This is a genomic window from Micromonospora chalcea (genome assembly GCF_002926165.1).
GTDB lineage: Bacteria > Actinomycetota > Actinomycetes > Mycobacteriales > Micromonosporaceae > Micromonospora > Micromonospora chalcea.
This window is the reverse complement of sequence record NZ_MAGP01000024.1, coordinates 75230-89405: the sequence shown is the minus strand read 5'-3', so window position 1 is coordinate 89405 and position 14176 is coordinate 75230. Positions and strand designations below refer to the sequence as shown.

Sequence of the window (14176 nt, the reverse complement as noted above, 5' to 3'; positions counted from 1 at the left end):
CCGGACGCTAGCCACGCCGACCCGAACGGGTCACCGGCTCCGGGATTCGGGCCCCGGCGCCGGGGCCACGCGGTAGGCTCCCCCGCCCGTGCCCGGATCAGCGCGCGGGCAGCCCGTGACCGCTGAGCGGGCCGACGTGCCATCCGCGGCGACGGCACTCGGCCAGCACGCGCGGAAGCGCGGCGACACCGGCACGCCAGGCGCCCGGCGCGGCGGTACGGGAGGAGTCGTGCAGCAGGATCGTGCCGCCTCCCTCCAGCCCGGACAGGACGGTTCGCGCGACCGTGTCGGCGGTGGCCGTGGCGGTCCAGTCCCGCCCCCAGCAGCTCCACAGCACCGGCCGCAGACGCAGCCGCCGGGCGGCCGTGAGAGCCGCGGCGGTGAGCACGCCGTACGGCGGTCGCAGGAACCGGGGCGCACGGCCGGTCACGTCCGTGACCAGGTCGTACGCGCGGGTCAGGTCCCGGACGGTGCGGGCCGGGCCGCGCAGCAGCAGGTTGTCGTGCGTCCAGCCGTGCACGGCCACCTCGTGGCCGTCGTCGACCAGCCGGCGGCCCAGCGCCGGGTTGCGCCGCAGCATCGCGCCGAGCACGAAGAACGTGGCACGGACCCGGTGCGCCGCCAGCACGTCCAGGACGTGGCCGGTGGACTCCGGGTCCGGGCCGTCGTCGAAGGTCAGCGCGACCCGGTCGGGCGCCCCGATTCCGTGCAGGCCGGGCAGCCACCGCCGCCGCACGGCGGGCAGCGCCGTGACCGACGGCGCCACCTGCAGCACCGGCAGCGCGAGCGCGGCGGCCCGGGCCAGGGTCGCCGCTCTCATCGCAGACCGCCGGTGGACTGCAGCATCGCGGCGAGTACGGCGACCGCGTCGCCGACCGGGTCCAGCAGCGGGCGGCGCGTGCCGGCCGAACCCGCGGGCGGCGCCCGGCGAGCCGCCTCGGCGACCAGGCCGGCCGGGTCCTGGGACACGTCGTCGTGGGACGGGACCACCGGTGAAGTCCCGATCACCGCCGCGAGCACCGGCCCGAGCTGCTGCGGTGTGCCCGCCCACCGGCTCAGGCCGGCGCGGGCCAGGATCGCGGCGTTCGCACGCCCGTGACCGGCGATGGGCCGGTACGTGACCACCGGCAGCCCGGCCGCCAGCGCCTCCTGGCAGGTCAGCCCGCCGGCGTTCTCCACCATCACGTCGACGGCGCGCATCAGTGCCGGCATGTCGTCGACCCAGCCCAGCACGTACCGGCCGGCGCCGTGCAGCCGGCGGCGCAGCGCCGCGTTGTGCCCGCACACCACCACCGGGCGGCCAGCCCCCGCGGCGACCTCGGCCACCGTCGCCGGCACCTCGCCGGCGCCCCAGGAGCCCGCGACGACAAGCGCGAGCACACCGTCGGCCGGCAGGCCGAACCGCTGACGGGCCCGCTGACGGTCCTCCGGGCCGGGCCGGGCGAAGGCGCGGGACACCAGCGGCTGCACCACCGTGACGTCGGCGGCGTCGGCCTGGCGCGTCTCGGCGTGGCGGACCGCGCAGTACACGTCCACGCCCGGCGCGAGCCAGGTCGGGTGCACCACGAAATCGGTCACGTAGGTGATCACCGGGACACGGAGCCGCCCGTGCCGCCGCAACGGGCCGAGGAGCTGGTTGGCGAACGGATAGGTGGTGACCACGGCCCGGGTGTCGGACGGGATGCGGCGGCGCAGGCGACGGCGCAACGGCCTCAGCAGCGCGCGGATCGCGCGTACGGCCGTCGGTGAGCTGCCGGTCAGCCGGAACAGCGCGTGGTAGCCCCACGGGAGCCGGTGCAGCACCCCCCGGTACGTCTCGCGCACCGCCCGGTGCAGCGGGCGGGGCAGCAGGTGCAGAAGGTTCAGCCGGTCCACCGCGAAGCCCCGCGCACGCAGCCGTTGCGCCAGCTCGTCAGCGGCCCGGTCGTGTCCGGCGCCGATGTCCGCCGAGACCACCACGATCCGGCCCGGGTGCTCCATGCCGGGCGCATACCCACGGAATCGGTGTCCACGCGACCCGCCGGGACGCCGGGTTCAGGCGCGGCGGCGTCCGCGGCGGCGGGACCGGCCCCGGCGGGCGGCGAGCACCGCCGCCACCCCACCGACGGTGAGGGCGAGCAGACCGGCGAGCGGCACGATCATCCGCCAGTCCCCCTCGCCGACGCGGCGCAGCGCGGTGCCGGCCGGCCCCCGCCACGGCGGCGAGACGGTACGGGCCGGCGCGGCGGCGGGAGCGTTACGGGGTTCCGCCGCCTCGGCGTCCCCCTCACCCGGCTCCACCAGCCGGCCGACCGAGGCGTCCCGAGGCAGCCCGAAGCCCCAGTCGAGCAGCTGGGCGCCCTGCTGCCAGCCGCGTACCGGCCTGGCCTCGGCGCCGAGCAGCGTCACCACGAGACGGCGTCCGCCGCGTTGCGCGGCGCCGACGTAACTGTGCCGGGCCAGCTCGGTGAAACCGGTCTTGCCGCCGAGCGCGCCCGGATAGCGGTAGATCAGCTGGTTCTCGTTCTGGATCTGGAACCCGCCCTTCTTCAGGGCGGGCTGGGCCGGGATCTGTGTGCGTTCGGTGAGCGCGTACCGGCGGAACGCGGCGTCGGCGAAGCAGGCCCGCGCGATCAGCGCCAGGTCGTACGCGGTGGTGAACTGCCCGGGGCCGTCCAGTCCGGACGGGGTGACCGCGTGGGTCTGCCCGGCGCCGAGCCGGCGGGCCTGCGCGTTCATCTCGGCGACGCCGGCCTGCGTGCTGCCGGCGCCGAGACGGGCCAGCATGTTCGCCGCGTCGTTGCCGGACTGCAGGAGCAGGCCCAGCCAGAGCGTCTCCACGCTGTAGCGTCCACCGACGAGCAGCCCGACGGCCGAGCTGCCCGGTTCGATGTCGAGGTCGGCGCGGGTCGCGACGGCCACCTGCTTCGGGTCGAGCCGGCTCAGCATGGTGGCGGCCAGCAGCAGTTTCTGGGTGCTGGCCGGCGTGCCGGGGACGTGCGCCCCGCACGCGCCCAGAACGGCGCCGGTGTCCAGGTCCGCCACGAGCCAGGTGCTGGCGGTGACCGCCGGGGGCGCGGGGCTGCCCGGCGGCGCGACCAGTCCGGCGCCGGCCAGCGCCTCCCCGCCCACCGCCGCCTGTTCGGGCGTCGTGGCCGGCGGCGTGGGGCGGGGCGGCCGGCTCACCTTCGGCGCGGGCTGCCGGGGGCAGGGCACGGTGGCGCCGGGCGCGGTGGCGCCGGGCGCGGTGGCCGTCCCGGGGGCGGCCGGCGCCGGTGCGGGTGTCCCGGCGGCGAGCAGGGTGACGGCGGTGACGGCGGCCAGGACCCGGGCTCTCATGAGAAGGCACCATACCGAGCCCGTTGATCAGGGCCGGGTGGCTCACCGGGACCGTGACGCCGCGCCGATCACGCCGCCCCGCTCGGTGACCGGCCGGGGGTCAGCGCACGCCGCGCAACCACCATCGTTGCCACGGCGTCTCCACCGCCTTCCGGTGGTAGCGGGACCGGACCCAGGCGACCGCCCGATCGGGCGGCAGCCCGTCCAGTACGGCGAAGGCGGCGAGCGCGGTTCCGGTACGCCCCACACCGCCGTGGCAGGCCACCTCGACCCGCTCGCCCGCGTACGCGCGCCGCCACGCCTCCCGCAGCGCGTCGAGCGCGTCGGCCCGGTCGGCCGGGAGCCAGAAGTCGGGCCAGCGGATGCGCCGGGCGGGCCACTCCGGTTCGGGGCCGGGCGCCAGCAGCAGCGCGAAGTCGGCGGGCGAGGCGGGCTCGGCGACTCGCCGCCCGCGGACGGTGGCGCCCCCGGGCAGCGTGAGCAGGCCGGCCTGATCGGTCCACGGTGTCGCGTCCATGGCCCATTGTGTCGTGTGGCACGGACACGTGAGTGCCCGCCGGACTCCGTCCGGCGGGCACTCACGATCGAGCCGGGTCTTTCCCGGCGCGCCCCGGATCAGCCGAGGCGACGGCGACGCCAGGCCATGGAGGCCAGCAGCAGCACCGCGCCGGCGGCGGCGAGGCCCCCACCGAGCTTCAGCGGCGTGCCGATGCTGTCACCGGTGACCGGCAGCCCGCCGTGGTGCGGGGACTTGGTCGGCCGCGGCGGCAGGACGGTGCCGGTGGCGCTGGCGATCCGACCGGACGTCAGACCGGTGGCGGTGAACGTGTACCGCCCGGGCCGGGTCGGCCGGTAGGTCACGGTGAAGTTGCCGCTGGCGTCGGTCGTCACGGTGAACGTGGTCGGCGCGGGCTGCGGCTGGGCACGGTTGGGCGTGTAGGCGACCGGCGCCATCGCCACCGTGCTGCCGTCGCTGCGTCGCGCGGAACCGTCGGCCGGGGCGGCCGCGGGCAGGCCCGAGATCGCCACGTCGATTCGGACCGTCTCGTTCGGCCCGAAGTTCGATCCCCGCAGGGTGAACGTCTCGCCGAGCCGGATGGTCGTCGGTGAGACGGTCAGCGACGCGACCTCGGGCGGGTAGACCGGGGGTTGCGGCTGCGCCGCCCCGGCCGCGGTCGGCACGGCCGCTACGGCCAGGCCCACCGTGAGCGCCATGATGATGCGGGATAGCCGCATGATGGTTTCCCTCCTACTGTTCACAGCTTGGTGCGTTGACTACTTGGGTGGTCCATGGGGTGACGGTGGGCGTGTGCACCAGCTCGGCCGTCCCGGCGCCGGTCTGGCCGGTGAGCACCGTGACGTCGAGCGTCCGGGTCTGCCCCGGGCGGGTCTCCACGTTGGCCACCGCCACCTGGCGGCGGCCGTCGGTGCCGCTGCCCATCGCGGTGTCCCTCCCGTCGAGCCGCCCGGTGAGGACGGCGCCCCCGGTGGGCGTGTGGACGGAGACGAAGGTGCGTGCGGTGTACTTGTCGCCGGACAGGGCCAGCCCGGTCACCGACTTGGTCAGGCCCGACTTCGGGGCGGTGGAGTGCACCGTCACCTTCAGCCGCAGCTCGCGGCGCCCGTCCGGATGGCATTCGCCGACCGTCACGGTGGCCGAGAACCTGAGGTAGTAACCGAGCTTCGCGCCGCTGCCGTCGTTGAGGAACACGCCGACAGTCGGCACGGTGTCCTTTTCCGGGAGCTGACCCGCCAGCCGGGTGTCGGCCAGCGCGCGCTGCTCATCGGATCGGACACTCCAGAACAATATCCGACGTTCGTTAATGGAACGACTAAAAACGGTCAAAAGCGACCGAGGGTCGACCGTCTTGGTGAATAACGTGTCGAACACGCCGGACGCGGCCCGGGCGAAGAACACGTCCTGGTCCTTCGTGTCCAGGTCCCGGTACGAGTCACTCAGCAGCGTCCGCACGGCGGTGGCGGCGGCCAGCGAAGGCCCGTCCGGCACGGTCACCGGGCCGACCACGCCGAGCAGGTACGACAGGACCACGGGGTCCACCGCCAGCACGCCGTCCACGGTGGTGCCGGTGCGGCGGCGCACCATGTCCCGGTAGAGCGCGGCGGCGGCCGGGAAGTCCGGGCTGAGGTTCACATCCGCCGGATAGATGCCCGGCAGGTCGCCCCAGAGCCGCTTCGCCTCCGCGGCGATCTTGAGTGGTGGGTCGAAGAACCGCAGGTCCGACGAGCTGCCCTGCTTGACCAACCGGACCCGGCCGCCCTCGGCCCGCAGCACCGCGTACGCGCCGAACATGCCGCCGGTGGCGCGCAGCTCGGCCGGATTCTGCGAGACGAGCAGATAACTGCGTGGCCCGTCCGCACCGAGCAGCGGCGGCAGCAGCCGCGCGCCCCGATCCGCCGCCGAGGTCAGCTCGCCCAGTTTGTCCAGCTCCGCGCGCAGCGCGGTGACCGCGTCGCGCACCTGCGCCACGAGGCTGTCCACCGGCACCTGCCGCAACCGCTCGGCGGTGGCCCGGACCGCCTGGTCGGCCGCCGCGACCTCGGCCGAGACCCCGCGCAGGCGGGCCAGGTCCAGCCGGCCCTGCTTCGGCACCAGCGAGGCGAGGTCGACCCGCAGCAGCGTGGGGAACGCGAGCCGGGCCAGGTCGTCCACCGCCACCGAGATCTGCCGCACCGCGGCCAGGTTGTCCCCCGCGTAGGGGGCCTGCTGGCCGGCCCACCAGACCGGATCCCCGGTCGCGCCGCGCGCGGCGGCCGCCTGCTCCTGCAACGCGGCGAGCGTGCGCTGCGCCCGGGCCACGTCGCCGTCGAGCACCTGGGCGCTGAGCTCCTTTGCCAGCCCGGCGGCGTTGACCAGGTGGGCGCGGGCCTGCCAGCCCCGGAACGCCACCCAGCCACCGGTGCTGAGCAGCACCGAGACGACGACCAGCCCGGTCAGCAGGATCCGGCGGACCCGGGCGCGCCGGCGCCGCCGCGAGCGCCGTCGGCGGCCGGGCGAAGGACCGGGTCCGGACACAAAATCCTCCTACGAGACGAATAAGACACTTTTCGCAATCGAGTTGCTTTCTAGCATGGAAAAGGGAGCTTTAGTTGGCTATTCCGCCGCTCTGTCGGCTTGCATGGCTTCTGCGAGTTTTGCTCGCTTCGGCGCCACACCCGCCGCCTCCTGCAGCAGGGCCTCGATCCGGTCCACGCCGGCCCGCATCGACATCTCCCGCAGGTACGCGCCCCGGCCCCGCCTACCCATGTCGATCCGGGCGGCCGCCGGGATGGCGGCGGCCAGCCAGAAGCGGTCGGCGAGCGCCGCCCAGTCCTCCGGCGGGCAGGACAGCCCCGCGCGGGCCCGCTCGACCAGCTCCGCCGTCTCCCCACCGGCGGAGGCGACCACCGGCACGGCACAGGAGAGCGCGGCCTGGAGCTTGGCGGGCACGGTCCCCCGCAGCTCGGGCAGGTCGCGCTGCGCCACGAGCTGATAGTCGGCGGCCGCGTAGAGCTGCGGCATGTCCACGGCGGACCGTCGCTCGACGAACCGGACGTTGTCGGCGCCGAGCTCGGCGGCGAGCCCCCGCACCCGCCGCTCCTGCGGACCGGAGCCGACCAGCACCAGGTCCATCCGGTCGCCGAGCGCCGCCGCCGCGCGGACCGCCGTCTCCAGCCCCTGGCGCACACCGATCGTCCCGGCGTGCATCACCACGCAACGGTCGTCCCGCCGGATGAGCCGGCGGACGGCCGGACCGGCCTGGGTCGGACGGAAGATGCGTTCGTCGGTCCAGTTGAGCACCGTACGCACCCGCGCCGGATCGGCCCCGCGGGCGCGCACCAGATCCCCCATGGACGGCGAGCTGACCGCCACCACTGCCGCCTCCCGGTAGAGGCGGCGCATGGCGGCCTCCAGCCGGGCCGGCGCCCGGTCGCTCTGCGCCGGGCCCGGCTCGTGCTCCGTCCAGACGTCCTGCACGTGCAGGACGGTGGGCGTACGGCCGAGCAGCCGCAGCAGCCCGGACGCCGCGAACGTGACCGCCGGGTGACCGAAGACGTAGAGCGCGTCGACGCCCCGCAGCAGGCCCCGCCCGGCGAGCGCGGCGCTGCCGGCGAAGGAGAGCCAGCTCGCGGTACGGGCCCGGGGCGTGCCGTCGCCGCCGGCGTACCGGGGCACCCGGCGTACGGTCAGCCGCTCGCTGTGCGTCTGGTGCCGCCAGCGCTGCCGCCAGCCCGGATAGACGTGGCCACCCGGGTAGTCCGGGAACCCGGTGAGCACCCGTACCTCGTGGCCCCGGGCGACCAGCTCCTCGGCCAGGCTGCCCGGGACGAACGCCGGCTCCGGCGGGAAGTGGTACGACAGGATGCCGATCCTCATGTCCACGCTCCCGGCGCGGCTTGCCGGACGGGCGGGCGGCGCGGCGCGTACGATTCCGGCAACCCCTCTGCGTCCGGCCGCGACCGCCGGAAGAACGCCGTCGCGGCACTCTGCGCCGCGACCGTGCCGACGAGAGGGGTGCAGATGGTCGACGAGGTCCTCTTCGTCTGCCACGCGAACATGTGCCGGTCACCGATGGCGGAGTTCATCGCCCGCCGGATGCTGGCCGGTCTGCCGCTGGCGGTCGCCAGCGCGGGCACCGACGCGATCGACGGCGCCGCCATGCACCCGTACGCGGTCGAGGTGGCCGCCCGGACCGGCGCGGACCCGGAGGCCTTCCGCACCCGGCGGCTGCGCCCCGAGCACCTGACCGGAGCGGCGCTGGTGCTGACCGCGACCCGCCGCCAGCGCTCGGCCTGCACCGCGATGGCCCCGGCCACGCTGGCGCGGACGTTCACGCTCCGGCAGTTCGCCCGGCTGGCCACCGAGGCCCGGGCGGACGAGGCGGAGGCGGGCACGCCGTTGCGGGCGGCGGTGTCGGCCGCCGTGCGCGCCCGGGGGCGGCTGCAACCCGCCGCCCCCGACGTGGACGACCTGCGCGACCCGATCGGCGGCTCGCCGGCCGACTTCCGGCGGTGCGCGGAGGAGATCGAGCGGTCGATCCGCCCCGTGCTCGCGCTCATCGCGACAGCCGGGTGAGTTCCTGCGTCCGGTCGCCCCCGACGGCCTTGGCGCCCCGGCGGCTGCCGGCCCGGTCGGCCGGCACCGAGGGCGCGGCCGGCGGCACGACCACCTTGTACGCCTCGTACTGGTAGGCGTCCGACTTGGCCACCTTGGCCATGTTGAGCACGCAGCCGAGCAGGCGCACCGAGACCGAGCTGAGCGCGTTCGCCGCCGCCGCCACCTGGCTGCGCGAGGTCCGGCCCTGCTGGGTGACCAGGAGCGCGCCGTCGGCCTGCACGGCCACCACCACGCCGTCGGTGACGGCCAGCAGCGGCGCGGTGTCGATCACCACGATGTCCGCCGAGTCCCGCAGCGCCACCAGCAGGTCCGCCATGGACTTCGAGCCGAGCAGCTCGCTCGGGTTGGGCGGGGTGGCGCCGCTGGGCAGCACGAGAAGGGACTTCTCCCCCCAGCGCTGCACCACGTCACCGACCTGGACGTCGCCGACCAGCACGTCGGTGAGGCCGACGCCGCCGTCGAGGCCCAGGTAGTCGGCCACCTTCGGGCGGCGCAGGTCGGCGTCGATGAGAAGCACCCGCCAGCCCGCCTCGGCCAGCGCGATGGCGGTGTTGCAGGCCATCGTGGTCTTCCCCTCGCCCTGCAACGCGCTCGTGACCGCGATGACCCGGGCCGGCTCGTGCACGTCCACGAAGCGCAGGTTCGTGCGCAGTTTGCGGACCGCCTCGGCCCGGGCGGAGGTGGCCGCCGCGCCGACGATCAGCGGCGCCGCCTTCGCGCCGTTCTCGTACGGGATCTCGCCGAGCAGCGGGCTGCCGGTCACCCGTTGCAGCGCGGCGCCGTCGCGCATCCGGACGTCGGCCAGCCCGCGCAGCACGGCCAGCGCGGCGCCGAGCAGCAGGCCCAGCACACCGCCCATGACCAGGTTGCGCGTGGGCTGCGGCGAGACCGGGCTGGACGTCACCCGGGGACCGCTGACGACCTCGATCTTGATCGGCGGGGCATTGCCGTCCGGCGGCGTCTCGACCTTGCGCACCAGCTCGGTGAACTTCGTCGCGAGCGTCTCGGTGGTCTTCAGCGCCCGGGTCTGATCGGTGTCGGTGATCGTGGCCTTGAGCAGGACCGTGCCGCTCGTGCTGGCCGTCCGGATCCGGCTGCGCACCTGGTCGGCGGTGAGACCCAGCGGCGCGTCGGCCACCACGCTCTGCGCCAGCCGGTCGCTGGTGAGCAGGTCACCGTAGGACTTCACCCGCTGCTGGAGGAAGAGGCTGCCCTGGTAGGCGTCGGTGACGCCCTGGCTGGGCGTGGTGACGAAGAACGTCACCGAGGCCTCGTACCGAGGCGCCGTCCGGACCGTCACGAGCGCGGCGGTGCCCAGGGCGAGCATCACCGTCACCAACACGATCCACCAGTGGCGTCGGACCAGGCGCAGGTAGCCGAGAACGTCCATCACGCCCTCCCTAACGACACGCCGGTCTGCCGATGAAACTGCACGAAAGCCCCCTAAAAGCACCCGTACCCGTGACAGGATCGAATCGCCTATTCACGACGTTACGTGACTTGACGAATGTAAACGACCGAACAGGCACAGAAGGTCTAATCCTTTCAATCCGGATAGGACACAGAGGGCAGCCCATGGATCGTGAAGCCAGCACAGCAGTGCGACCGCACCGCCGGATCACCCACCGCGCCGCCACCCTTTCCCTGTTAACGCTGGACACGGCCGCGTGGTGCGGAGGATTTCTCGGCGCCGCCTGGACGAGGTACGAGTTCGACCTGACCGCCGCCGCCACCGCCCGTACGCTCGGCCTGGCGCTGGCCTGCGCCGCGCTGTACGCCGCGCTCACGCTGCTGCGCTCCCGGATCTACGGGCGGTACCCGATCGGCAGCTCCGGTGACGCGCAAGGGCTGGCCGTCACCGTCGCGCTCGTCGCGGCCGTCGGCGCCGTCGCCGTGATGCCGTGGACGCGGCATCCGGTCCCGGCCAGCACGCCGCTCGTCGGCGGCGCGGTGGCGCTGGTGGTGATGGCGGCCGCCCGCGGGCTCTGGCGGGCCCACGCCGACCGCCGGCCACCCGCCGCACGACACGCCGAGCGCTGCCTGGTCTACGGGGTGGACGCGGCCAGCGAGCGGCTCGTCCGGGTGCTGCTGCACGACCCCGGCAGCGGATACCGGCCGATCGGCCTGCTCGACGACGCGCCCGACAGCCGCGGCCTGCGGCTGGAGGGGCTGCGCGTACTGGGCGGCCGCGAGCAGGTCGGCGACGCCGTCCGGGCGACCGGGGCGACCACCGTCATCTTCTCGATGAGCGGCTCGGACCCGCAGCTGCTGCGCGACGTGCGTACCCGGACCCTGGAGGCCGGGGCGGCGTTCAAGGTGCTGCCGCCGGTGCGCGAGCTGCTCGACCGGCCGGTCGCCGCCACCGACGTGCGCGACGTCCAGCTCACCGATCTGCTGGGCCGGGCGCACCGGGTGGCGGAGCTGAGCGTGGAGCGGGGTGGGCTGGCCGGCCGGCGGGTGCTGGTGACCGGCGCCGGCGGCTCGATCGGCTCGGAGCTGTGCCGGCAGATCGCCCGCTGCGAGCCGGACGAGCTGATGATGCTCGACCGGGACGAGTCGGCGCTGCACGCGCTGCAGATGTCCCTGCACGGGCGCGCGCTGCTGGACGGGCCGGAGCTGATCCTGGCCGACATCCGCGACGCCGAGGGCATCGCCCGGGTGATCGCCGACCGGCAGCCCGACGTGGTGTTCCACGCCGCCGCGCTCAAGCACCTCACGCTGCTCCAGCGCCATCCCGGTGAGGCGATCAAGACCAACATCCTGGGTACGCTGAACGTGCTGGAGGCGTGCCGGGACGTCGCCGAGTTCGTGAACATCTCCACCGACAAGGCGGCCAACCCGGCGAGCGTGCTCGGCTACTCCAAGCGGATCACCGAGCGGCTCACCGCGTACCACGCGCAGCGGCTCAACGGCACCTACCTCAGCGTCCGGTTCGGCAACGTGCTCAGCAGCCGCGGGTCGGTGCTCACCGCGTTCCAGGCGCAGATCCGCGCCGGCGTGCCGGTCACCGTCACCCACCCCGACGTCACCCGCTACTTCATGACCGTCCAGGAGGCGGTGCACCTGGTGCTCCAGGCCGCGACCATCGGCCGGGGCGGCGAGGCGCTGGTGCTCGACATGGGCGAGCCGGTCCGGATCGCGGACGTGGCGCGCCGGCTCGCCGCCGAGGCGGACCGGCCCGTGGAGATCGTCTTCACCGGGCTGCGGCCCGGTGAGAAGCTGCACGAGCACCTGTTCGGCGCGGACGAGGTGGACACCCGCCCGCTGCACCCGCTGATCTCCCACGTCCCGGTGCCGGAACTGGACCCGGACGAGGTGCGGACGCTGGACCCGTACGCGGAACCGGACGAGCTGATCAAGCGACTGGCGGCGTTCTGCGAACCGGCCGGCGCCGCCCTGCCGGCGCTGCCCGGCCAGCGCTGACCGGAGCCGGTGGGACGCCCGCCCACGAGATGGGACGAGCGTCCCACCGGCCCAGCTCGCCGCCGGTCCCGGCGGCCGTTAGGCTTGGAACCGGTGTGCCGGGAAGCCTGGTCGGCGATGGATTCGCCGACCCCAGCTCCCGAACGGACGCCGCATGACCCACACCCCACCTCCGTCGCGCCTGCTCTCCCGCCGCTCCTGGCCGGAGGCCCGGTTCCTGGCCGACGTGCTGCGCACCGAGACGGTCGGCGGCGCTCTGCTGCTTCTCGGCGCCGTGATCGCGCTGATCTGGGCCAACTCGCCGTGGCGCGCCGGGTACGCGGAACTGAGCCACTGGGTGCCCTGGCCCGGCGGACCGGCGCTGCACCTCGACCTCAGCCTGCGCACCTGGGCCGCCGACGGGTTGCTGGCGATCTTCTTCTTCGTGGTGGGCCTGGAACTCAAACGCGAGTTCGTCGCCGGTGACCTGCGTGACCCCCGCCGGGCCGCGCTGCCGGTGATCGCGGCCGTCGGCGGCATGGTCGCGCCCGCGCTGATCTACCTGGCGGTGACGCTCAGCGCCGGCGGCGCCGGACTGCGCGGATGGGCCATCCCCACCGCCACCGACATCGCGTTCGCCCTCGCCGTGCTCGCCGTGGTCAGCTCCCACCTGCCGCAGGGGCTGCGCGCGTTCCTGCTCACCCTCGCGGTGGTGGACGACCTCTTCGCGATCACCATCATCGCGGTGTTCTACACCGCCGACTTCCACCCGCTGCCGCTGCTCGGCGCGCTGCTGCCGATCGCCGTGTTCGGGTTGCTCGTGCAGCAGCGCCGCACCTGGTGGTGGGCGCTGATCCCGCTGGCCGTGACCGCCTGGACGCTCGTGCACGCCTCCGGCGTGCACGCCACGGTGGCGGGCGTGCTGCTCGGCTTCACCGTGCCCGTGCTGCGCGGACGCGACGGCTCGCCCGGCCTGGCCGAGCGGCTGGAGCACCGCTGGCGGCCGGTCTCCGCCGGCCTGGCCGTACCGGTCTTCGCCTTCTTCGCCGCCGGGGTGACGCTGGTCGGCGTGGACGTGGGCGGCGTGCTCCGCAACCCGGTGGTGCTCGCGGTCGCCGCCGGACTCGTGCTGGGCAAGGTCGTCGGCGTGTTCGGCTCGACGTACCTGCTCGCCCGGTTCACCCGGGCCGAACTGGACGAGGAGATCACCTGGGCCGACCTGCTCGGACTCGCGCTGCTGGCCGGCATCGGCTTCACCGTGTCGCTGCTCATCGGCGAGCTCGCGTTCGGCACGGGCAGCCCGGAGGAGGACGGCGTCAAGGTGGCGGTGCTGCTCGGCTCGCTGACCTCCGCCCTGCTCGCCTCGGTGGTGCTGGTCCGCCGCAACCGGGTCTACCGCCGGATCAGCGAACGGGAGAACCGGGACGCCGACGGTGACGGCATCCCGGACGTCTACCAGGGCGGAACCGCCTGACCCGCGTCGCGCCGGCCGTCCCCGGAGCGGGAACGGCCGGCGCGACACGGGCCGATCAGTTCAGCTCGGTGACCGCCTCGAAGATCAGCCACAGGCCGCAGATGGCGAACAGCACTGCCGCGCCGTAACGGATCGCCCGCTCCGGCAGGTGCCGGCCGAGCATCCGGCCCACCAGGATCGCCAGCGCGTCCGCGGCGACCATGCCGAGCGTCGACCCGAGCCAGGTGCCGAACCAGCCGTACTTGGTGGCCAGCGTGATGGTGGCGAGCATGGTCTTGTCGCCCAGCTCGGCCAGGAAGAACGCCACACCCACCGCGAGGATCGCCGACTTGCCGCTGCGCTCGGCCTTGCGCTTCTCCTCCTCGGTCAGCTTGTCGCCGCGCAGCGTCCACGCGCCGAATCCGAGGAACGCCAGGCCGGCGATGAGCGAGATCCAGCCGGTGGGCAGCGCGGCGTTCAGGCCGTACCCGATGGCCACCGAGGCCAGGTGCACGATCGCGGTGGCGATCGTGATGCCGATGAGCACCGGCACCGTCTTGAACCGAGTGGCGAATGTCAGCGCCATGAGCTGGGATTTGTCGCCCAGCTCCGCAACGAAGATCACGCCGAAGCTGACCACCAGCGCGACGAGGAAACCCTCCATGTGAACCTTCCCGATCAAGCCGGGAGGAGGAACGGGGGCGCCCTCGACCCGGCTGCGACAGCCTGAGTCGAAGGTCTCGCCCGCCCCGGAGACCGGGGCCGCGTGGCCGGATGCGGAACGCACCAGTGTGTCGACCACGACATTGGGGGCTACTCCCCTTCGCGCAGCCAGCCTAGCCGATCACCCGCCGGGCCCGTCAGCGGGTGTGGCCCGGACCACCCAG

General features: G+C 74.4%; 12 protein-coding genes. 3 read left to right on the top strand and 9 right to left on the bottom strand.

Features of this window, described 5'->3' with window-relative positions:
• Window positions 1-97: 97 nt before the first annotated feature.
• From BAW75_RS03935 to BAW75_RS03905, 7 genes are all read right to left on the bottom strand, one after another.
• Complete coding sequence (locus tag BAW75_RS03935) at window positions 98-820, bottom strand: polysaccharide deacetylase family protein (RefSeq protein ID WP_069088599.1); 723 nt, start codon at window positions 818-820, stop codon at window positions 98-100.
• Entirely contained in the window at window positions 817-1980 is a 1164-nt protein-coding gene (locus tag BAW75_RS03930) for an MGDG synthase family glycosyltransferase (protein ID WP_104112666.1), read from the bottom strand. The genes BAW75_RS03935 and BAW75_RS03930 overlap by 4 nt, the downstream gene beginning before the upstream one ends.
• A 54-nt stretch (window positions 1981-2034) precedes the next feature.
• Entirely contained in the window at window positions 2035-3318 is a 1284-nt protein-coding gene (locus BAW75_RS03925) for a D-alanyl-D-alanine carboxypeptidase family protein (protein ID WP_104112665.1), read from the bottom strand.
• A gap of 100 nt (window positions 3319-3418) precedes the next feature.
• The gene (locus BAW75_RS03920) at window positions 3419-3835 is read right to left on the bottom strand and encodes a protein-tyrosine phosphatase family protein (RefSeq protein ID WP_104112664.1); all 417 of its coding nucleotides are present in this window, start codon (window positions 3833-3835) and stop codon (window positions 3419-3421) included.
• Between the two features lie 98 nt (window positions 3836-3933).
• On the bottom strand, window positions 3934-4554 hold the full coding sequence (locus BAW75_RS03915; protein ID WP_043323730.1) for a hypothetical protein: 621 nt from the start codon (window positions 4552-4554) through the stop codon (window positions 3934-3936).
• A gap of 13 nt (window positions 4555-4567) precedes the next feature.
• On the bottom strand, window positions 4568-6352 hold the full coding sequence (locus tag BAW75_RS03910) for a DUF4012 domain-containing protein (protein ID WP_104112663.1): 1785 nt from the start codon (window positions 6350-6352) through the stop codon (window positions 4568-4570).
• Between the two features lie 78 nt (window positions 6353-6430).
• A complete protein-coding gene (locus tag BAW75_RS03905; protein WP_104112662.1) occupies window positions 6431-7693 on the bottom strand; it encodes a glycosyltransferase family 4 protein in 1263 nt (420 codons plus the stop codon).
• Window positions 7694-7837: 144 nt separating this feature from the next.
• Between BAW75_RS03905 and BAW75_RS03900 the strand changes: the two genes are divergently transcribed.
• On the top strand, window positions 7838-8392 hold the full coding sequence (locus BAW75_RS03900; protein WP_104112690.1) for an arsenate reductase/protein-tyrosine-phosphatase family protein: 555 nt from the start codon (window positions 7838-7840) through the stop codon (window positions 8390-8392).
• On the opposite strand, the gene BAW75_RS03895 is transcribed toward BAW75_RS03900, so the two are convergent.
• Window positions 8373-9824 (bottom strand): tyrosine-protein kinase domain-containing protein, encoded by a 1452-nt coding sequence (locus BAW75_RS03895; RefSeq protein WP_104112661.1) that lies wholly within the window; start codon window positions 9822-9824, stop codon window positions 8373-8375. The genes BAW75_RS03900 and BAW75_RS03895 overlap by 20 nt on opposite strands.
• A gap of 185 nt (window positions 9825-10009) precedes the next feature.
• Between BAW75_RS03895 and BAW75_RS03890 the strand changes: the two genes are divergently transcribed.
• Both BAW75_RS03890 and nhaA read left to right on the top strand, forming a co-directional pair.
• Entirely contained in the window at window positions 10010-11857 is a 1848-nt protein-coding gene (locus BAW75_RS03890; RefSeq protein ID WP_104112660.1) for a polysaccharide biosynthesis protein, read from the top strand.
• A 154-nt stretch (window positions 11858-12011) separates the two neighbouring features.
• Entirely contained in the window at window positions 12012-13310 is a 1299-nt protein-coding gene (gene nhaA / locus BAW75_RS03885; RefSeq protein WP_104112659.1) for a Na+/H+ antiporter NhaA, read from the top strand.
• A 55-nt stretch (window positions 13311-13365) separates the two neighbouring features.
• On the opposite strand, the gene BAW75_RS03880 is transcribed toward nhaA, so the two are convergent.
• A complete protein-coding gene (locus BAW75_RS03880) occupies window positions 13366-13953 on the bottom strand; it encodes a TMEM165/GDT1 family protein (RefSeq protein ID WP_069088592.1) in 588 nt (195 codons plus the stop codon).
• Window positions 13954-14176 lie beyond the last annotated feature (223 nt).